The sequence below is a fragment of the Vibrio sp. 10N.222.52.C3 genome, from assembly GCF_041474195.1.
In the GTDB taxonomy this organism is placed as follows: Bacteria; Pseudomonadota; Gammaproteobacteria; order Enterobacterales; family Vibrionaceae; genus Vibrio; species Vibrio crassostreae_C.
Map to the genome: position 1 here is coordinate 50,627 of NZ_JBFRTQ010000075.1, position 19,855 is coordinate 70,481.

The 19,855-nt window shown below is 45.2% G+C and carries 17 protein-coding genes; 14 read left to right on the forward strand and 3 right to left on the reverse strand.

Features of this window, described 5'->3' with window-relative positions:
- Positions 1 to 38 precede the first annotated feature (38 nt).
- Together mfd and AB4517_RS12320 are read right to left on the reverse strand one after the other, a co-directional pair.
- Complete coding sequence (gene mfd / locus AB4517_RS12315) at positions 39 to 3,500, reverse strand: transcription-repair coupling factor (RefSeq protein WP_372148419.1); 3,462 nt, start codon at positions 3,498 to 3,500, stop codon at positions 39 to 41.
- A 6-nt stretch (positions 3,501 to 3,506) separates the two neighbouring features.
- Complete coding sequence (locus AB4517_RS12320) at positions 3,507 to 4,076, reverse strand: PilZ domain-containing protein (protein ID WP_372122069.1); 570 nt, start codon at positions 4,074 to 4,076, stop codon at positions 3,507 to 3,509.
- 227 nt (positions 4,077 to 4,303) lie between these two features.
- Here AB4517_RS12320 and lolC point away from each other — a divergent pair, with 227 nt between their 5' ends.
- The 3 genes from lolC to lolE are packed head-to-tail and all read left to right on the forward strand — an operon-like array spanning position 4,304 to position 7,442.
- On the forward strand, positions 4,304 to 5,512 hold the full coding sequence (gene lolC, locus AB4517_RS12325; protein WP_102429154.1) for a lipoprotein-releasing ABC transporter permease subunit LolC: 1,209 nt from the start codon (positions 4,304 to 4,306) through the stop codon (positions 5,510 to 5,512).
- Positions 5,505 to 6,197 (forward strand): lipoprotein-releasing ABC transporter ATP-binding protein LolD, encoded by a 693-nt coding sequence (gene lolD, locus AB4517_RS12330; protein WP_017060230.1) that lies wholly within the window; start codon positions 5,505 to 5,507, stop codon positions 6,195 to 6,197. The genes lolC and lolD overlap by 8 nt, the downstream gene beginning before the upstream one ends.
- The gene (lolE, locus tag AB4517_RS12335) at positions 6,198 to 7,442 is read left to right on the forward strand and encodes a lipoprotein-releasing ABC transporter permease subunit LolE (protein WP_017060231.1); all 1,245 of its coding nucleotides are present in this window, start codon (positions 6,198 to 6,200) and stop codon (positions 7,440 to 7,442) included.
- A 205-nt stretch (positions 7,443 to 7,647) separates the two neighbouring features.
- On the opposite strand, the gene AB4517_RS12340 is transcribed toward lolE, so the two are convergent.
- Complete coding sequence (locus AB4517_RS12340; RefSeq protein WP_017060232.1) at positions 7,648 to 8,160, reverse strand: DUF2062 domain-containing protein; 513 nt, start codon at positions 8,158 to 8,160, stop codon at positions 7,648 to 7,650.
- A gap of 17 nt (positions 8,161 to 8,177) precedes the next feature.
- Between AB4517_RS12340 and AB4517_RS12345 the strand changes: the two genes are divergently transcribed.
- The 11 genes from AB4517_RS12345 (at position 8,178) to pyrF (ending at position 19,781) form a co-directional block, all read left to right on the forward strand.
- Positions 8,178 to 10,508: a DNA internalization-related competence protein ComEC/Rec2 gene (locus tag AB4517_RS12345; RefSeq protein WP_017060233.1), complete on the forward strand. Its 2,331-nt coding sequence runs from the start codon at positions 8,178 to 8,180 to the stop codon at positions 10,506 to 10,508.
- A 31-nt stretch (positions 10,509 to 10,539) separates the two neighbouring features.
- Complete coding sequence (gene msbA / locus AB4517_RS12350) at positions 10,540 to 12,288, forward strand: lipid A ABC transporter ATP-binding protein/permease MsbA (RefSeq protein WP_248640654.1); 1,749 nt, start codon at positions 10,540 to 10,542, stop codon at positions 12,286 to 12,288.
- Positions 12,289 to 12,301: 13 nt separating this feature from the next.
- A complete protein-coding gene (gene lpxK / locus AB4517_RS12355) occupies positions 12,302 to 13,309 on the forward strand; it encodes a tetraacyldisaccharide 4'-kinase (protein WP_372148424.1) in 1,008 nt (335 codons plus the stop codon).
- Positions 13,290 to 13,469 carry a Trm112 family protein gene (locus AB4517_RS12360; protein WP_004736429.1) on the forward strand — a complete coding sequence of 60 codons (180 nt, stop codon included), beginning with the start codon at positions 13,290 to 13,292 and terminating at the stop codon, positions 13,467 to 13,469. The genes lpxK and AB4517_RS12360 overlap by 20 nt, the downstream gene beginning before the upstream one ends.
- A complete protein-coding gene (gene kdsB, locus AB4517_RS12365; RefSeq protein WP_372148420.1) occupies positions 13,469 to 14,215 on the forward strand; it encodes a 3-deoxy-manno-octulosonate cytidylyltransferase in 747 nt (248 codons plus the stop codon). Before AB4517_RS12360 ends, kdsB begins: the two co-directional genes overlap by 1 nt.
- Positions 14,216 to 14,507: 292 nt before the next feature.
- Entirely contained in the window at positions 14,508 to 15,188 is a 681-nt protein-coding gene (gene cmk / locus AB4517_RS12370; protein ID WP_017060237.1) for a (d)CMP kinase, read from the forward strand.
- A gap of 106 nt (positions 15,189 to 15,294) precedes the next feature.
- A complete protein-coding gene (rpsA, locus tag AB4517_RS12375) occupies positions 15,295 to 16,965 on the forward strand; it encodes a 30S ribosomal protein S1 (protein WP_010439921.1) in 1,671 nt (556 codons plus the stop codon).
- Between the two features lie 121 nt (positions 16,966 to 17,086).
- Entirely contained in the window at positions 17,087 to 17,371 is a 285-nt protein-coding gene (gene ihfB / locus AB4517_RS12380) for an integration host factor subunit beta (RefSeq protein ID WP_017060238.1), read from the forward strand.
- Between the two features lie 129 nt (positions 17,372 to 17,500).
- The gene (locus tag AB4517_RS12385) at positions 17,501 to 17,773 is read left to right on the forward strand and encodes a LapA family protein (RefSeq protein WP_017060239.1); all 273 of its coding nucleotides are present in this window, start codon (positions 17,501 to 17,503) and stop codon (positions 17,771 to 17,773) included.
- A 12-nt stretch (positions 17,774 to 17,785) separates the two neighbouring features.
- Positions 17,786 to 18,961 carry a lipopolysaccharide assembly protein LapB gene (gene lapB / locus AB4517_RS12390; protein ID WP_372148421.1) on the forward strand — a complete coding sequence of 392 codons (1,176 nt, stop codon included), beginning with the start codon at positions 17,786 to 17,788 and terminating at the stop codon, positions 18,959 to 18,961.
- 124 nt (positions 18,962 to 19,085) lie between these two features.
- Entirely contained in the window at positions 19,086 to 19,781 is a 696-nt protein-coding gene (gene pyrF / locus AB4517_RS12395) for an orotidine-5'-phosphate decarboxylase (protein WP_372148422.1), read from the forward strand.
- Positions 19,782 to 19,855 lie beyond the last annotated feature (74 nt).

Genomic DNA, 19,855 nt, shown 5'->3' on the forward strand with positions numbered 1-19,855 from the left:
ACCGGCTGGATAATTTATATGTGCAAGTGGATTGGGTCTTATGCTGAAGGCAGCAAGTTTTGTCTGAATTCGCCCAATAAATCACTAACAAATTGAATTCGCTTCCGTCTGTCGACCAATGGTATCGTAAACTTGAACTTTGTTGGTCCTTCCATTGAAAACTTTTGCGGTTGAGATTGCAACAGTTTAACAAGGTAGGTCGGGTTTATGTCAGCATCCGGGTAGAATTCTAAGAATCCACCCTTATCGTGGGCTTCAATTTTCTTCGCTTTGATAGACGCTGCGGCTAATTTTAGCTCAGAAACTGATAACAAGTTCTTGGTTGCATCAGGCAGAAGGCCGAAGCGATCAATCAGCTCGACTTTCAACTCTGCCAATTCGTCGGTGTCACTCACACTCGCAATACGTTTGTATGTTGATAAACGCGTGTTGATGTCTGGAATATAGTCGTCTGGCAATAGTGCAGGCAGACGCATCTCAATTTCAGTTTGTTCACGCAATAGATCATCAAGCGAAGGCTCTCGACCTTCTTTCAACGCTTCAACCGCTTGTTCAAGCATCTCCATGTACAAGGTGAAACCAACCGACTGGATTTGACCACTCTGTTCATCACCCAACAGCTCACCCGCACCACGAATCTCTAAATCGTGAGTTGCTAGGGTAAAGCCTGCGCCCAAGTCTTCGAGCGAAGCTATCGCATCCAATCGCTTGATCGCATCTTTGGTCATTGCTTTAGGGTGTGGCGTTAACAAGTAAGCATAAGCTTGGTGGTGCGAACGACCTACACGACCACGTAATTGGTGCAGCTGTGCTAAACCAAGGTTATCGGCTCTGTCCATCAAGATGGTATTTGCCGTTGGTACGTCGATACCGGTTTCAATGATGGTTGTACACACCAGTAAGTTGAAGCGCTGGTGGTAGAAGTCATTCATGATGCGTTCCAGTTCGCGTTCACGCATCTGGCCATGAGCCACAGTAACACGCGCTTCTGGAATCAACTTCTGTAGTGACTCTGCTGTTTTCTCAATCGTGTCGACTTGGTTGTGTAGGAAGTAAACCTGACCACCACGCATTATTTCACGCAGCACCGCTTCTCTGACGATGGCATCATCACTCTCGCGAACGAAGGTTTTAATTGCCAAGCGTCGTGCGGGTGGTGTGGCGATGATCGAAAGGTCACGCATGCCGCTCATTGCCATGTTCAGCGTTCGTGGGATTGGTGTCGCTGTAAGCGTAAGGATGTCGACATCCGCACGCATCGCTTTCACTTTCTCTTTCTGACGCACACCAAATCGGTGTTCTTCATCGACAACCAGCAAGCCAAGGTCTTTAAACTTAATATCACTCGAAAGCAGCTTGTGAGTCCCCACCAAGATATCGACCTTACCGTCGGCGACATCTTGCATGATCAACTTCTGCTCTTTAGCTGATTTGAATCGGGATAGAACCTCAACACGAATCGGCAAGTTGGCGAAACGGTCACGGAAGTTCTCGAAGTGTTGCTGAGCAAGTAGGGTGGTTGGAACTAACACGGCTACTTGTTTGCTGTTGTCGGTACAAACGAATGCTGCGCGCATCGCGACTTCGGTTTTACCAAAGCCAACATCACCACACACCAAACGGTCCATGGCTTTGGCTTGGCACATATCAGACATAACGGCATTGATGGCCATCGCTTGGTCATCGGTCTCTTCAAACGGAAAGCCAGATTTGAAAGTCGCGTATTGGCCACGGTCGAGTACAAACTTGTAGCCAGGTTTTAGCTCACGCTTAGCGTAAACATCAAGTAGCTCTGCTGCAACGTCACGTACTTTCTCCGCGGCGCGTTTACGAGCTTTTTGCCATGCTTCGCCACCGAGTTTATGCAGAGGTGCTGAATCTTCAGCGCCACCCGAGTAACGCCCGATTAAGTTCAAAGATGCTACTGGCACGTAGAGCTTGGCATCGTTTTGATACTCAAGCGTTACATATTCGGTTTTCATGCCACCGGCTTCGAGTGTTTGCAAGCCAATGTAGCGACCAATACCGTGGTCAATGTGAACAACAGGTTGACCCGGTTTAAGTTCGGCTAAGTGACGAATGACAGTGTCGCTGTTAACACTTTTTTTGTCTTTCTTACGGCGCTGAACAACGCGATCACCCAACAGGTCGCTTTCACAGATAAGGGCGATGTTTTGCTCTTCATGGATAAAACCGTGTTCAGCAGAGCCAAGGATGAGGCTGAACTTGTCTTTGCCTTTAATTGAGGCATCGAGGTTTTCAACTTCGCTTGGTCGTACTTTAATACCACGAAGCAGTTCACTCAGCGCTTCACGACGACCTTCTGATTCAACCGAAAATACTACTTTGCCGTCGAAGGCTTCTGTGAACTTTCTTAGGTTAGCTAAAGGTTCTTTATTTTGATGCTGAACGCTGAGGTCAGGTAATGACACGACAGGCAAGTTGGTGCGGCCTGCCTTCTCTTCAATCGAATCTAGACTCAGGTTAACTTGTGGCTTCTGTTTGAAGTGAGCGAACAGCTCGTCTTTCTTCAACCACAGTTGTTCAGGCGTGAGAAGTGGCCGTAATGGGTCAACACCGCGCTGTTCGTATCGGTGAGCGACATCAGTAAGGAACGAATCAACCGCGGTTTCTACGTCACCCAGAACCAAGAGTTGCGCTTCATCGGCAACATAGTCAAACAGTGTTTCTGTGTGATCGAAGAATAGAGGCTGCCAGTACTCAATACCCGCAGGCCATGTGCCTTTAGATACCTGCATGTAAACTGACTCTGGTTCACGGCGGGCATCAAACTGTTGGCGCCAGCGAATACGGAAGTCTTCAATCGCCGTTTCCGAGGTTGGGAATTCGTGCGCTGGTAACAGGCGGATCTCAGAGATGTCTTCAATAGAACGCTGGTTTTCAGGATCGAAAGTACGAATAGTGTCGATTTCGTCATCGAAAAAATCGATTCGATACGGGTCTTTACTGCCCATTGGGAACAGATCGAGAATAGAGCCACGGCTTGCGTATTCACCGGGGCCAAACACTTGGTCAACGTAACGATAGCCTGACTTTTCAAGCTGTAGACGCAGTTTCTCTAAAGAGTAGAGATCGCCCGTTTTCACCATTAACGTGTGTTGTAGCAAAAAGTCACGCGGTGACTGGCGTTGCAATAACGTGCTGATCGGAACGATCGTGATGCCATCTTTTAGTGTTGGCAGTGCGTAAAGGCGTGCGATACGATCTGAGATGATCTCTTGGTGCGGCGAGAAGCTATCGTATGGCAGCGTTTCCCAGTCAGGGAATAATGCGACTTCATGTGCCGTAAACTGTTCAATTTCAGATTGCAGCTTAAGAGCGACTTGTGGGTCTGGCACTGCTAGTACTGTATGGCTGTTGTGCTGCTCTGCGAGTTTAGCGATGGCCAGAGCGAGAGACGAACCGACTAGGTTACCGATGTGCTTTTTGTCACCGGCTCCTTTGAGTGTAGGTAGTGTAAAAATAGATTGTTTGGTCATGTTAATTTACTTGTTATCTCGGTCTAGAGAGCGTTGACGCAAAAGTTTCTGTTGTTGATGAAGTGCCGCTTTGATCAGCAGGTCTTGGTCAGTATCGCGAAGATGAGCGTATTTGAAGTTAATTTCGAAACCGGAATCTTTAGGCTGGCTTGCAAACACTTCCGCGTAGCAGTATATGGCTGCAGCTGGGTGCTCTAGAAAAAGTTTGGCTTTTACTAAGCGACCCGGTTCGATGTCTGCTTTTGAAAAGCAGGAAAACTGACTCGCACCAAATGAATAGGTGTGAGTGCGAAATTTCTCATCATCTTGCTGCGATAACATAAAGCTCAACAAGAGGTTTAATTTTGAGTTTTGTGCATCCAATAAACTGGTGACATTCTTCAAGTCGCTGTTTTTCAGTTCCGCTCGAGCGCTGTCAGCTAACAGATCCAATTGGCTAAATTCACTTGCCACCACAAATGGTGCTGGGATCTCAGATTCGAATTGAATTTGAGAAGGTAAAGTGAAGCCGCTGTCCATTGGTTCAATATTAGCGGTAAGGCTATGGTGAACGGTGAAAAACTCTTGTTCTGTCATGCGTTAGTTCCTTGAAGTGATCTATTGATTATCGCTATGTGGCCGCAGTAATCAAGGTCAGTTAATTGAAAGTCTCAAATAGTTGTTTGAAATTTGGCTATTTGACAAGGTTCTGTTTTTCAAGCCTAACTAATTGAGTTAATTCACTCTATATTTTCAATTAACCCCTACACAGTAACAGCAATACCCGTTACATTAACCCGCATCCCCTTTAGATGGTTCAAAGTATGTTTCATCCTATTTCGTTGTTTGTTGGCCTACGCTATTTGAAAGGCCGTTCAGGTGATCGCTTTAGCCGTTTTGTTTCTTATATGTCGACGGCAGGTATCACCATTGGTGTGCTGTCTTTGGTTACTGTTTTATCGGTAATGAATGGATTCGAAGCGCAGTTAAAAGACCGAATTCTTGGTGTTCTTCCTCAAGCGGTGGTTTATGAGCAAGGTGGCACTACCTCTCTTTCTGCCCAAGCGCCTAATTTTGCAGAGCAAATCTCGCTTAATGGTCACGTTGAACCGATTGTCCGCAGTGAGGCAGTGATTCAGAGTCCGGCTCAATTATCTGCGGGTTTGTTAATTGGCATTGAACCCAATTCAGATGACCCTCTTCAGAACCACTTGATTGCGGGCAGATTGTCTTCACTTAAAGCGGGTCAATATCAGTTGTTCCTCGGTCATACTTTGGCGAGAAATTTGAAGGTATCTATGGGTGACAAAGTTCGCTTGATGGTGACCAGCGCTAGCCAATACACCCCATTAGGTCGTATTCCAAGCCAACGAAATTTCACCGTTGCCGGTATTTTCAATACAGGTTCTGATATCGACGCTCAACTGATGGTGACAGACATCCAAGACGCTGGGCGTTTGATGCGTTATAAATCAGACACTATTTCAGGCTGGCGACTATTTTTTGAAGACCCGTTTGAAGTCGCAGAGTTATCAACTCAGCCATTACCGGAAGGTTGGTTGTGGAGCGACTGGCGAGACCAACGAGGTGAGCTATTCCAAGCCGTTCGTATGGAAAAAAACATGATGGGTTTAATGCTTGGGCTTATCATCGGTGTTGCTGCTTTCAATATTATCTCAGCACTTATCATGGTGGTGATGGAGAAGCAGTCTGAAGTCGCGATTCTTAAGACCCAAGGCATGACTGATGGTCAAGTCATGGGGATCTTCATGGTTCAAGGCGCAAGTAGTGGCGTGATTGGTGCGCTCTCTGGTGGTGTGTTAGGCGTTGCTCTAGCGATGAACCTTAATACTATTTTAGAGGCGATGGGCGTTGCTCTATTCTCCTTTGGTGGACAGTTACCAATTTTGATTAACCCAATTCAAATCGCTGTTGTTGTGGTTCTGGCTATTGCACTTAGCCTGATTGCCACTGTATTCCCTTCTTATCGTGCATCGTCTGTGAAACCTGCTGAGGCCCTTCGTTATGAGTAATTTTCTTCAATGTAATGATATCCGTAAAACGTACCGTGAAGGCTCGTTAGATACTGAGGTGCTCAAGGGAGTCAGCTTTGACATCGAAAAGGGTGAGCTAGTAGCAATCATCGGTACCTCTGGCTCGGGCAAAAGTACCTTACTGCATATCTTAGGCGCATTAGACGATGCTTCTGCGGGCAGTGTGAGTTTTCTTGGTCAAGATTTAGCATCTTTGAGTTCGAATAAGCAGGCGAAGCTTCGCAACCAGCATCTTGGCTTTGTGTATCAGTTCCATCATCTTCTATCTGACTTTTCAGCTTTAGAAAACGTGGCGATGCCGTTATTGATTGGCGGCGAAAAGCCCGCTAAAGCAAAGCAAGAAGCACAACGTTTGTTGGACAAAGTTGGATTGAGTCACCGCGTGGACCACCGACCTTCAGAGCTTTCTGGTGGCGAGAGGCAACGTGTGGCGATTGCTCGTGCATTGGTGAATAAGCCTGCGCTAGTGTTGGCGGATGAACCAACCGGTAACCTTGACCATAACACCGCACTGTCTATTTACGACTTAATGCGTGAACTGAACCGTGAATACGATACTGCCTTTTTGGTCGTGACTCACGATGGTGAACTTGCCGGTAAGATGGATCGCCAACTTCACATGCAAGATGGTTTACTGGTCAACGTAGAAAAAGAGGAGAGCTAAGTGTTTTCCTCTTTATCTCTATTGATAGGCGGCCGATTTAGCCGTGCGAAACAACGAGACAAGATGGTGTCGTTCATCTCATTGTCTTCGACCATTGGTATTGCGGTTGGTGTCGCGGTGATCATTATCGGCTTATCTGCGATGAATGGCTTTGAGCGAGAGCTTCAATCACGAGTACTTTCTGTCATTCCTCATGGTGAATTTGAAGGCGTGAATGAGCCTGTGACTCGTTGGGAGCACGTGATTGAGGAGTCGGTTAAGCACGATAAAGTCGTTGCTGCTGCGCCTTATGTAAAAATTACAGCGCTTGCTGAAAAGGGCAAAGAACTCAAAGCAATTGAAGTTCGCGGCGTTGACCCACAACTTGAGCAACAAGTATCGAGCCTGTCGAGTTTTATCGATAAGCAAGCTTGGAGTGAGTTTAAAGCAGGGCAACAACAAATCATCTTAGGTTCTGGTGTAGCGAATGTGCTGGGTGCGAAAGTCGGTGATTATCTGACTTTGATGATTCCAGCGGTAAACGGTTCTGTGAAGGTTCAGGCGCCAAAGCGTGTTCGAGTGAAAGTGGTTGGCTTGCTGACGCTTAATGGCCAGATTGACCACAGCTTGGCTCTGATTCCGATTGGTGATGCTCAGGTCTACGCCAACTTAGGTGAGGCGGTAACTGGAGTCTCTTTAAAAGTGACCGATGTGCTGAACGCGAACTCTATTGTGCGTGAAGTGGGCAATCAGCTTGATGTGTATGTGTATCTACGAAGCTGGCAGCAGAAGTTTGGTTTCTTGTATCGAGATATCCAACTCGTTCGTACCATCATGTATCTGGTGATGGTACTGGTTATTGGTGTGGCTTGTTTCAATATTGTCTCGACGCTAATGATGGCAGTAAAAGACAGAGCATCAGAGATCGCGATTTTAAGAACCATGGGTGCATCAGACGGCCTTGTGAAGCGCATCTTTGTTTGGCAGGGCGTATTCTCAGGCGTGTTAGGCAGTTTAGTGGGCAGTGCAATAGGTGTGCTAGTCGCTCTTAATCTCACGACACTAATCAAAGGACTTGAAAAGTTGGTCGATCACCAGTTCTTGTCCGGTGATATCTATTTTGTCGACTTCTTGCCATCACAACTTGATATGACGGATGTTGTTGTGGTTTCCGGCACTGCGATTGTGCTGAGTTTACTGGCGACATGGTACCCAGCATCACGCGCGGCGAAGTTGAATCCAGCCTCAGTGCTGAGTTCTAAATAGCATTCGCCTAAATAACAGGCCGTCAGTTTTCAGTCGATACAAAAAAGGATCCCAGTGGGATCCTTTTTTATTGAATTCAATTCGTGTTATTTACGACTTTCGTTACATGCCAATCTTGCAGAGGTAAGTAGCTCATCCGATTTTAACTTGTGTACGTTTTAAGTGAAGCGCATACAAGGTTAGATTGAATAACAAGAAATGGCGTTCAGTGCCTTGCTTGTCGCTTCTTCCAACTTCTTACTACTGAGTAGCGCCATAAACCGCGAATACCAAAGTAGCCAATCATTGCTGAAACCACGCCACAAATCAGACAACCCAATAAGAACGGAGGCCCTATAGTGCTCATTTGCGCCAAGATGAAGTCCCAAGACAATTCGAAATGGAAGGCTTGCGGTGGCACATGCATAACAAACGCCCCGACTTTATAAGCAAAGTAGAAGAGAACAGGCATGGTAACCGGGTTACTGATCCAAACAAGTGCGACAGCTAAAGGCAGGTTAACGCCACATGCGACAGCAAGGCCTGCAGACATAATCATTTGACTTGGTAGAGGGACAAACGCCATGAATAACCCAACAGCAAACGCGCCAGCCGCAGAGCGACGATTAAGGCACCATAAGTTGGGGTTGTACAAAACATTGCCAAAAACTTTCAATGCTTTCTGACGCTTGATTAGATCATGGTCAGGCATAAATCGTTTGATAAACTTTCTTGGCATAGGAGGAAGCTACTCTCTTGTTTAACACTTGGTTCTTGATTTCATTTGCTGCGACAGTTGTGTCTGCCAGCTTCTGGCCTGTGATGCCACATTGGGTTTGGGCACCATTGATGCTGTTGTTACTGCTAGCACCAACAAAGTATAGCGTTTTCCGGAGTGCAAGAGGTCCAGTAACAGCATTGATACTAGTTATCTGCCTAGGGAATGCGATTGAAATACAAACGAGTCGCTTATTCCAATCAGGGCAGAATACTACCATAAATGCGTCGGTTGTTAGCCTTTTTAGTGAAAATAGCCACGGTTTTGAAAGCGTAATAGTAGTCAGATCAATTGGCGGCGAAAAATTAATCTTTCCTCAATTGATAAAATTGCGTTTGTTTACTCCTTTCAAGCTAACGCTTGGAGATGATGTCTATTTATCGGCCTCAATAAAGCCGATATGGGGCAAACTCAACGAAGCCGGCTTTGACCGAGAAAAGTACTTGTTTAGTGCTGGCGTGGTTGCCAATGCAACTTACAGAGCAGATACCAAGTACCGAATTCATTCTAGCACCAACTTACGCGCCCAATGGTTTGAAGCCAGCCTTGAAAGGTTAAGTCTGCTGGCAAATCAAGATCTCATTATCGCTTTGAGTTTTGGATATCGAGACCTTATTCCGCCTCAGCGGTGGGATATGCTTAAAAGCAGTGGCCTGATTCACTTGATGGCTATTTCGGGGCTGCATATTGGGATTGCCTTTGGTATCGGCTATCAGATTGGCAAGATATTAAGGTTACTTTCCCCTTCATTTCTTTGGTTACCTACAATATTCGGGCTCGGCTTGGCGTATTTCTATAGTTGGTTTGCTGGATTCACGCTGCCAACTTTGAGAGCTTTGGTGATGTGCGTTATCGCGAGTTATTTCTTGTGGCGTGGGCAAAATATCAGTTTGCTTCGGTATGTTACTTTAAGTGTGTGCGTGGTTCTGCTGATTTGGCCGTTTTCAGCTTTGTCGAGCAGTTTTTGGTTGTCCTTTGGTGCATTGGGCGCTGTTTTCTATATCGCCTGTAATACTCAGCGCTCAGCTTCAAGCTTTACATTTATCGACTACGCACTCCAACTTATTAAGCTTCAACTGATGCTGACATTCCTTATCGCGCCTTCCTCGATGTTGTTTTTCAAAGGAGTCAGTTTAGTCTCTGTTTTCTACAACTTGTTCCTTTTGCCTTGGGTATCGATGGTGACGATCCCGCTGTTGTTTCTGGCAATGTTTCTAAGCTTAATATCGGAGTCAGTGTCTGGCGTGGTTGGTATAACAGCGCTAGACAATGATTTGGTCAGTCAGCTGTGGAAGTTAGTCGACTTATCGCTTGAGCCTCTCGTATTTAGTCTTCCTTTCTCTGAGCGATTTTGGATCCAAGTCGATAATCAGACGATTGCATTATCAGTATTCCTTATCTTGTTTTTGAGCTTTGTTAGTCGGTATTTCAAGCGAACATTATCGATATTGGTAACTGCAGTGTTTGTGCTGTGGTGGGAGTTCAGCAAACCCCAGCAAGACAAACTAACTATTGATATCTTGGATGTTGGGCATGGGTTGTCTTTGGTCTTGGAAAAGAACAATCAGATTGTTGTTTATGATCTTGGCAATGCGTGGCCAGGAGGCTCGGTTGTTGAGTCTTTGTTGATTCCTACTTTGAATCAGCGGGGGATTTATGAATTAGAAGGCGTGATTGTGAGTCATTTCGATTCTGACCATGCTGGTGGTTATCCGGCATTACTTGAGAACTATACGCCAAAGTGGATAAGAACCAGTCAGAACATTATTCAAGAACGCCAATCTATCACTCAAGCCCCGTCTAATATTCAAACATGTACTATTGGAGAGGTTTGGAACTGGCAAGATGTTGTTTTTGAGGTGTTGTGGCCGCCTAAGCAAGTAAAGAGGGCGTATAACCCACATTCGTGTGTGGTCAAGATCTCAGATCATAGTGCTGATTTCTCAATGTTGCTCACTGGTGATATTGAACTGGTAAGTGAGTGGTTACTTGCTCGTGAAGGAGAACAGCTAAGGAGTGATGTTATGTTGGTTCCGCATCATGGCAGCGATTCGTCATCGATTAAGTCGTTTATTGAGGCGGTGTCTCCTCAGCTGGCGATAGCTTCTCTTGCCAAAGGCAACCAGTGGGGAATGCCGAGTGAGTTTGTTATTGAACGTTATCAGGAAGCGGGGAGTACTTGGCTAGATACTGGAGAAAGCGGACAAATAACCATCACTCTTAGCAAAGAAGGTTGGCAATATCATGCGATTAGAGAACAACAAGGCGGGCAGTGGTATAGGCAGATGCTCCGTAAGGGAGTAGAATAGATAGATTATTGTGAGAAAATTAAGCGATTCTATGTCAACACAAACAGATGAAACTACCTGGGTCACATTTAAAAGACTTTGGACTTATATTCGATTATATAAGGCCGGCCTAGGTGTTGCGGTAATTGCGCTTATTATAAATGCCGTTTCTGATACCTATATGATTTCCTTACTAAAGCCGTTACTTGATGAAGGCTTTGGTAATGCTGAATCTGACTTTTTACGTACACTTCCACTTATTATCTTTGCCATGATGTTCGTTCGTGGCGTCAGTGGCTTTGTTTCAACCTATTGCTTGAGTTGGGTCTCTGGCAATGTGGTGATGGAAATTCGTCGTAAGATTTTCAGCCATTTCATGCACATGCCTGTTTCTTTCTTCGATAAAGAACAGACAGGCGCATTGCTATCTCGAATTACTTACGATTCAGAGCAAGTGTCTGCAGCAACCAGTAAGGCGTTAGTCAGTATTGTCCGTGAAGGTGCAAGTATTATTGGCTTGTTGACGCTGATGTTCTGGAATAGCTGGCAGTTGTCTTTGGTGTTATTTGCTGTCGCGCCTGTTGTCGCGTGGGCTATTACCATAGTTTCTAAGCGGTTCAGAAAGATCTCTAAAAATATGCAGACCAGTATGGGCCATGTGGCGTCGTCTGCAGAGCAAATGTTGAAAGGACATAAAGTGGTTCTAACTTATGGTGGTCAAGATATAGAGAAGCAACGTTTTGATCAAGTTAGTAACCAAATGCGCCAACAGAGTATGAAGCTAGTAACAGCACAAGCAGCCGCTAACCCAATAATTCAGATGATTGCGTCTGTTGCCGTTGTGACGGTGTTGATCTTAGCTAGCTTTGACTCTATTCGAGCTGAGTTAACCCCCGGTACATTTACTGTTATTTTCTCTGCGATGTTCGGCTTAATGCGCCCATTAAAAGCACTAACTAGTGTAACGTCTCAGTTCCAACGTGGTATGGCGGCGAGTACGACTCTGTTTGGTTTGATGGATCTAGATACTGAGCAAAACAAAGGGACGTTGAAGCCTGAATCTGTAACGGGTGAAGTTGCAGTAAAAGATGTCACGTTTACTTATGAAGGAGCAGAGAAACCAGCACTTGATAAGGTCAGCTTCAATATACCGAAAGGTAAAACGGTTGCGCTTGTTGGGCGTTCTGGCTCAGGCAAGAGTACCATTGCCAACCTATTTACTCGTTTTTATGATGTAGACTCAGGTTCAATTGAGCTTGATGGCCACGACATTCGTGATTACGAATTGAGAAACCTGCGGGAGCACTTTGCTCTGGTATCTCAAAATGTGCACCTATTTAATGATACGGTGGCTAACAACATCGCTTACGCCGCACACGATGAATATTCCCGAGAGCAGATTGAACATGCAGCTAAACTTGCCCATGCGAGTGAGTTTATCGAAAATATGGAAAACGGTATTGATACGGTTGTTGGCGAGAATGGTGGCAATCTATCAGGTGGTCAAAGACAACGTATTGCGATTGCACGAGCTCTATTGAGAGATGCGCCTGTTTTGATTCTTGATGAGGCAACGTCTGCACTGGATACCGAGTCAGAGAGAGCGATTCAATCTGCACTAGAAGAACTGCAGAAAGACAAAACAGTATTAGTTATTGCACACCGACTCTCCACCATCGAGCAAGCTGATGAAATTCTAGTGGTTGATGATGGACATATTGTAGAAAGGGGCGCACATGCTGAGCTAATCGCGCATGACGGTGCTTATGCACAATTACACCGAATTCAGTTCAGCGGATAAATTAGGTCTTGTTGTGATCGAAAAGATTTGGTTTAACAATCACCCGTTGAAATATCTTCTCTGGCCGCTATTGTGGCCACTGAGTCTGCTGTTCAAAATGATCAGTAGTCAGCGTCGTGACGCTTATCTATCGGGGAAGAAAGAGACCTACCGCCCGCCTTTACCTGTGATTGTTGTGGGCAATATTACCGCTGGTGGAAATGGTAAAACACCGGTTGTGATTTGGTTAGTTGAGATGCTTCAGGCTCACGGCTTTAAACCCGGAGTCGTGTCTCGTGGCTACGGTGCAAAAGCACCAAGCTATCCGTTGGTATTGGATGAAAATACGCCAGCTGAGCATTCGGGTGATGAACCTCGCTTGATTCGTAAGCGAACTGGTGCGCCAGTCGCAGTCGACCCTGTGAGAGCTAACGCAGTGAAAGCATTGCTGAGCAAAGGCGTTGATGTGATTATCACTGACGACGGCCTTCAGCATTACGCGCTTGAACGCGACATTGAATTTGCAGTTATCGACGGCGCAAGACGCTTTGGTAGTGAGAGTTTGATTCCTTTAGGTCCATTACGAGAGCCGGTTTCTCGTTTAGATGAAGTCGACTTTTTGGTAAACAATGGCGGTAAAGCGCACGGTCGAGAGTTCTCGATGTCTTTGCTTCCAAGCCAAGCAGTTAACCTAAAGACTGGTCAGAAAAGGTCTGTGGCAAAATTACACAAGCTGGTGGCTTTTGCCGGTATTGGCCACCCACCGCGCTTTTTTAAAACATTGGAAGATCTTGATGGTGATGTGGTATTCACACAGGGTTTCGCCGATCATCAAGATTTTGATAAAGATGAACTTCATGCCTTAGCTAAGAAAGGTATGAATCTGATTATGACAGAAAAAGACGCTGTAAAATGCGAAGAATATGCTCAAGATAACTGGTGGTATCTTCCAGTTTCTGCGCAGTTCGATGAAGATTCGCAACAGCAAATTTTAAAAAGAATAAAAGAGGTTATGGAATACTATGGATCACCGTCTACTTGAGATCGTTGCTTGCCCTGTATGTAAAGGTAAACTAACTTTTGACAAGGATAAGCAAGAGCTTGTTTGTAAAATTGATCGCCTTGCTTACCCAATTAAAGAGGGTATTCCTGTTCTTTTAGAACCTGAAGCTCGCACCGTTTCTATGGATGAGGGTAAGTAATGTCTTATACGGTTGTTATACCTGCAAGATACCAATCGAGCCGTTTACCAGGGAAGCCACTTGCTGACATTGGTGGAAAGCCGATGATTCAATGGGTATACGAACAGTCAATGAAAGCGGGTGCCGATAACGTTATTATCGCTACCGACGACGCTCGAGTTGAAAAAGCGGCTAAAGCATTTGGCGCGACCGTTTGTATGACATCACCGAATCACGAATCGGGCACTGAACGCCTAGCTGAAGTGATTGAAGTTATGAATATTCCTGATGAGCATATTATCGTGAATGTTCAAGGTGATGAGCCACTTATCCCACCTTCGATCATTAATCAGGTTGCCAACAATCTTGCTAACAGTACAGCCCCGATGGCAACGTTAGGTGTGGAAATTACTCATGCTGATGAAGTGTTTAACCCTAATGCCGTTAAAGTTGTAACCGATAAAGACGGTTACGCCTTGTATTTTAGCCGAGCAACCATCCCTTGGGATCGCGATGCTTACGCGAACAACGGTACTGCAGCGGAATCTCCTTTGCTTCGTCATATTGGTATCTATGCTTACCGAGCGGGTTTTATCAATACCTACATTAATTGGGAACCAAGCACTCTTGAACGTATTGAGTGCCTAGAGCAATTACGAGTACTTTGGTACGGTGAAAAAATCCACGTAGACGTTGCGGCGGAAGCACCGGCTGCTGGTGTTGATACGCCTGAAGACCTAGAAGCGGTTCGAGCTATTATTGGCTAAGCTTCTTTGAGCGAATTCTTGTTTGCTCTACAAAATGAAAAATCATGAGCCTTGCCTATTGCGAGGCTTTTTTCTATCTATCGAAAAGTGCGCTATCGAAAAGCGCGTGCGTGTCTTATTAACCTAAGCAAACGGATATTGAGATAGTTGCATTGGTTTATGCATCATCAACACGGAATTATCTGAGATTTACCTCGCTCGAGTTCCAATTTTTCTCTATAATATGCCGCCTATAAAGTAGTGGCGAATCGCTAGTACAGAATAAAACTTACGACAAAACGTGGAGTAAAAGATGCCTTCTCAAAGCCCAGTGATTACGGTTGATGGACCAAGTGGTGCAGGTAAAGGTACCCTGTGTATGTTGCTAGCAGATAAGCTAGGCTTTCATCTTCTAGACTCAGGCGCGATCTATCGCGTATTGGCTTTAGCGGCAATTCACCATGGTGTGGATACTGAATCAGAAGATGCTTTAGTACCGCTTGCGACACACTTAGACGTGCAGTTTATTGCTGAAGGCGACTTAGTTAAGGTTATCCTAGAAGGTGAAGATGTGTCTGGTGAACTTCGCAAAGAAGAAACCGGCATGGCAGCTTCAAAAGTGGCCGCTTTACCTCGCGTTCGTGAAGCTCTGCTTCGTCGTCAACGCGCATTCAGCGCGGCACCTGGTTTGGTAGCTGATGGCCGTGACATGGGAACGGTTGTGTTCCCTGAAGCTGAAGCGAAAATATTTTTAGATGCAAGTGCTGAAGAGCGTGCGAGTCGCCGCCTTAAACAGTTGCAACAGAAGGGGTTAGATGTTAAATTTGACGACCTTTTGAGCGAGATCCAAGAGCGAGACGACCGAGATCGTAATCGCCCAGTGGCGCCACTTCGCCCTGCAGAGGATGCTCTAGTGCTTGATTCCACCTCAATGAATATTGAGCAGGTAGTAGAAAAAGCACTACACTATATTGAATCGAAACTGGCTGGGTAATTTCGCCGAGCTAGTACGAACGTTGGTCGCAAGGATGATGACCGGCGAATTTATCAACCCCATGCGGTAGGATACCCATGGACGTTTAATTATTGAAGATTAAATAATGACTGAATCTTTTGCTCAACTCTTTGAAGAGTTTCTATCTGAAACTGAATTCCAACAAGGCAGCATCGTTAAAGGTACTGTAGTAGCTATCGAGAACGGTTTCGTTCTTGTAGATGCTGGTCTTAAGTCTGAATCTGCTATCCCTGCTGAACAATTCAAGAACGCTGCTGGCGAACTTGAAGTTGAAGTTGGTGCTGAAGTAGACGTAGCTCTAGACGCTGTTGAAGATGGTTTCGGTGAAACTCAACTTTCTCGTGAGAAAGCTAAGCGTCACGAAGCTTGGATCGTACTTGAGAAAGCTTGCGAAGAAGCTGAAACTGTTGTTGGTATCATCAACGGTAAAGTTAAAGGCGGTTTCACTGTTGAACTTAACGGTATCCGTGCTTTCCTTCCAGGTTCTCTAGTAGACGTACGTCCTATCCGTGACACTGCTCACCTAGAAAACAAAGAGCTAGAGTTCAAAGTAATCAAGCTAGACCAGAAGCGTAACAACGTTGTTGTTTCTCGTCGTGCTGTTATCGAATCTGAAAACAGTGTTGAGCGTGACGAACTTCTTGAAACTCTACAAGAAGGTACTGAAGTTAAAGGTATCGTTAAGAACCTTACTGACTACGGTGCATTCGTTGACCTTGGCGGTGTTGACGGTCTTCTACATATCACAGATATGGCTTGGAAGCGCGTTAAGCACCCATCAGAGATCGTTAACGTTGGTGACGAAATCCTAGTTAAAGTTCTTAAGTTCGATCGTGAGCGCACTCGTGTTTCACTAGGTCTTAAGCAACTAGGCGAAGATCCATGGGTAGCAATCGCTAAGCGTTACCCAGAAGGTCACAAGCTTTCTGGTCGTGTTACAAACCTAACTGACTACGGCTGCTTCGTTGAAATCGAAGAAGGCGTTGAAGGTCTAGTACACGTTTCTGAAATGGATTGGACTAACAAGAACATCCACCCTTCTAAAGTTGTTAATGTTGGCGACGAAGTTGAGGTTATGGTTCTTGATATCGACGAAGAACGTCGTCGTATCTCTCTAGGTCTGAAACAGTGTAAAGCTAACCCATGGCAGTCATTTGCAGAAATGCAAGCTAAGGGCGACAAAGTTACTGGTAAGATCAAGTCTATCACTGACTTTGGTATCTTCATCGGTCTAGAAGGCGGTATCGACGGTCTTGTACACCTATCTGACATTTCTTGGAACGCTGCCGGCGAAGAAGCTGTACGTGAATACAAGAAAGGCGACGAAATCTCTGCTGTTGTTCTAGCAGTAGATGCAGAGCGTGAGCGTATTTCTCTTGGCGTTAAGCAAATGGAAAACGACCCGTTCAACGCATACGTTGCTGACAACAAGAAAGGTGTTCTTGTAAACGGTACTGTTACTGCAGTTGACGCGAAAGGCGCTACTATCGAGCTAATCGAAGGCGTTGAAGGTTACATCCGCGCTTCTGAAGTTTCTCGCGACCGTATCGAAGATGCATCTCTAATCCTAAGCGTTGGCGACAGCGTTGAAGCGAAGTTCACTGGTGTAGACCGTAAGAACCGCGTAATCAACCTATCTATCAAAGCTAAAGATGAAGCTGATGAGCAAGAAGCAATGGCTTCACTGAACAAGTCTGAAGAAGGCGCGTTCGGTAACGCAATGGCAGACGCATTCAAAGCTGCTAAAGGCGAATAATAGCTTCTCATTAAGAGAATTATAGCTATCTAGCCAAGAAAGGAGCCGTAAGGCTCCTTTTTTTTTGCTTATTTTTCCGATAGGTCTATAATTTCTAAAAAGAAAACCAACGAGGGTAACTATGACTAAGTCTGAATTGATTGAGAGACTGTGCGCTGAGCAAACGCATCTTTCTGCAAAAGAAATTGAAGACGCTGTAAAAGACATTTTAGAGCATATGGCTTCAACACTAGAAAGTGGTGATCGAATCGAAATTCGCGGTTTTGGCAGCTTTTCTCTGCATTATCGTGAGCCTCGTGTTGGACGTAACCCAAAGACTGGTGACAAGGTTGAGTTAGAAGGTAAATACGTTCCTCACTTCAAACCAGGTAAAGAGCTGCGTGAACGAGTAAACTCAGGAATGTAGCCTACTTATCGGAATTAAGAAAAGCGGCATACTATAATGTATGCCGCTTTTTTATGACCATAATATGGTGGTCTGATTAGTAATTTTCCTGCATAATCGTACAGCTAACCAACCAATGAGTGATGAACTATGAAAATTATAAAAATAGTCGCCGTTATCGCACTTTTCCTAATTGCACTGGCTTTAGGCTCTCAAAACCAAACAACTGTGAATTTCAACTATCTGCTAGCGCAAGGTGACTTCCACCTATCAAGTTTATTAGGTGTTGTATTCGTTTCAGGCTTCGCCCTTGCTTGGTTAGTCTTTGGTAATATGCACATGCGGTCTCAGCTAAAAATTCATCGCTTGAAGAAGCAACTCAATAAGCAATCAAAGCAGGTCCCTGCTGATACTAAAGCTTAAAGGCTATATTTGATGTTAGAGTTACTGTTCTTACTTTTGCCCATCGCAGCCGCTTATGGCTGGTATATGGGTAATCGTAACGCTCAGCAAGAAAAACAAAAGCAATCACACCAGATCTCCCGTCAATACGTGACGGGTTTGAACCTATTACTGTCAGATCAATCTGACAAAGCGGTTGATCACTTTATTGAACTGCTTCAAGTAGACAATGAAACCATCGATACTCACTTGGCTTTGGGCAACTTGTTCCGCTCAAGAGGCGAAGTCGACCGCGCTATTCGTATTCACCAAAATCTCATCTCTCGTTCGGGGCTTACCCTCGATCAGAAAAATCTCGCACTGCAACAATTAGCTAAAGACTACATGGTCTCTGGCTTCCTTGATCGCGCTGAAAAAATCTTTGAACAACTTGTAGAAGAACCTGACCATAAAGAGGGCGCTTTACAGCAGTTGGTGGCTATTTATCAGCAGACCCGTGAGTGGAACAAGGCTATCCATTACGGAAATATCTTAGTTAAGCTCGGCAAGAAAAAAATGAAGATGCGTGCCACAGTCGCGCATTTCTGGTGTGAGCTTGCAATGCAAGAACAAGCCGATGGTAATCGTTCTAAAGTGCTTCAGCATTTTAAGAAGGCGCTTTCTGAAGACCCTAAATGTGTTCGCGCAAGTATCGCACTAGGGAAGTTCCACTTAGCGAACGAAGATTACCAAAAGACAATTGATTGTCTTGAATCGGTACTTGAACAAGATATCGATTTTATCAGTGAGGTGTTGCCAACCCTTGCTGAGTGTTACCACAAGCTTGGACAAGAAGCTCAATTGGTCGAGTTCCTCAAAGCGTGTATTCAGAAGAAAGCCGGTGTATCTGCCGAACTGATGCTGGCGCAATTGGTTGCTCACCATGAAGATGTAGGCTCTGCTCAAGAGTTACTGACAAAGCAGCTTGTTAAAAATCCAACCATGAAAGGTTTTTATCGATTAATCGATTACCACCTAGCGGAAGCAGAAGAAGGCCGAGCAAAAGACAGCTTAACCACACTTCAATCTATGGTTGGTGAACAGCTTAAGGTTAAGCCTCATTACCGTTGTCGTCAGTGTGGTTTCTCGACACACTCTTTGTATTGGCACTGCCCTTCATGTAAAGGGTGGGGGACGATCAAGCCTATTCGTGGACTTGATGGTGAATAGATTTGTGGTCACTTTAAGACCAAATTATTAATTGCAGCTTTCGGGCTGCATTTTTATGACTGTTATTTATCACCTGCTTAGGTGATTAGAAATTTTTAGAAAGTTAACTGCGTTAGGAGATGAAATGAACGACCAAAAAATCATTGTAGCCTTGGATTATGATAATCAAGCGGATGCGTTAGCCTTTGTCGATCGAATTGACCCAGCATCTTGCCGCCTAAAAGTGGGCAAAGAGATGTTTACCCTGTTTGGCCCTGAATTTGTTCGTGAATTACATAAGCGTGGTTTCTCAGTATTTTTAGACCTTAAATTCCACGACATCCCGAACACATGTTCAAAAGCAGTCCGTGCTGCCGCTGAACTGGGTGTTTGGATGGTGAACGTACACGCAAGTGGCGGTGAGCGTATGATGACGGCTTCTCGCGAAATCTTAGAACCTTATGGCAAAGATCGTCCACTGTTAATCGGTGTAACGGTACTCACCAGTATGGAGCAATCTGACTTAGCGGGTATCGGTCTGGATCTTGAACCACAACAACACGTGATGCGCTTGGCTTCTCTAACGAAAAACTCTGGCTTAGACGGTGTTGTATGTTCTGCACAAGAGGCTTCTTTGCTTAACGGTGCACTTGGTCAAGAGTTCAAGCTAGTTACTCCAGGTATTCGTCCTGTCGGCGCAGATGTTGGTGACCAGAAGCGCATCATGACGCCTTCTAAAGCGATTGAATCAGGTTCAGACTACCTTGTTATTGGTCGTCCGATTACGCAAGCGATAGACCCTGCTGCTGTACTTGCAGAGATCAACGGTACGCTTGCTTAAGTCTATATTTGGATTGAGATATAAATAAAGAAGGCCAGCAAATTGCTGGCCTTAATTTTTGTGCGCCGAGCATG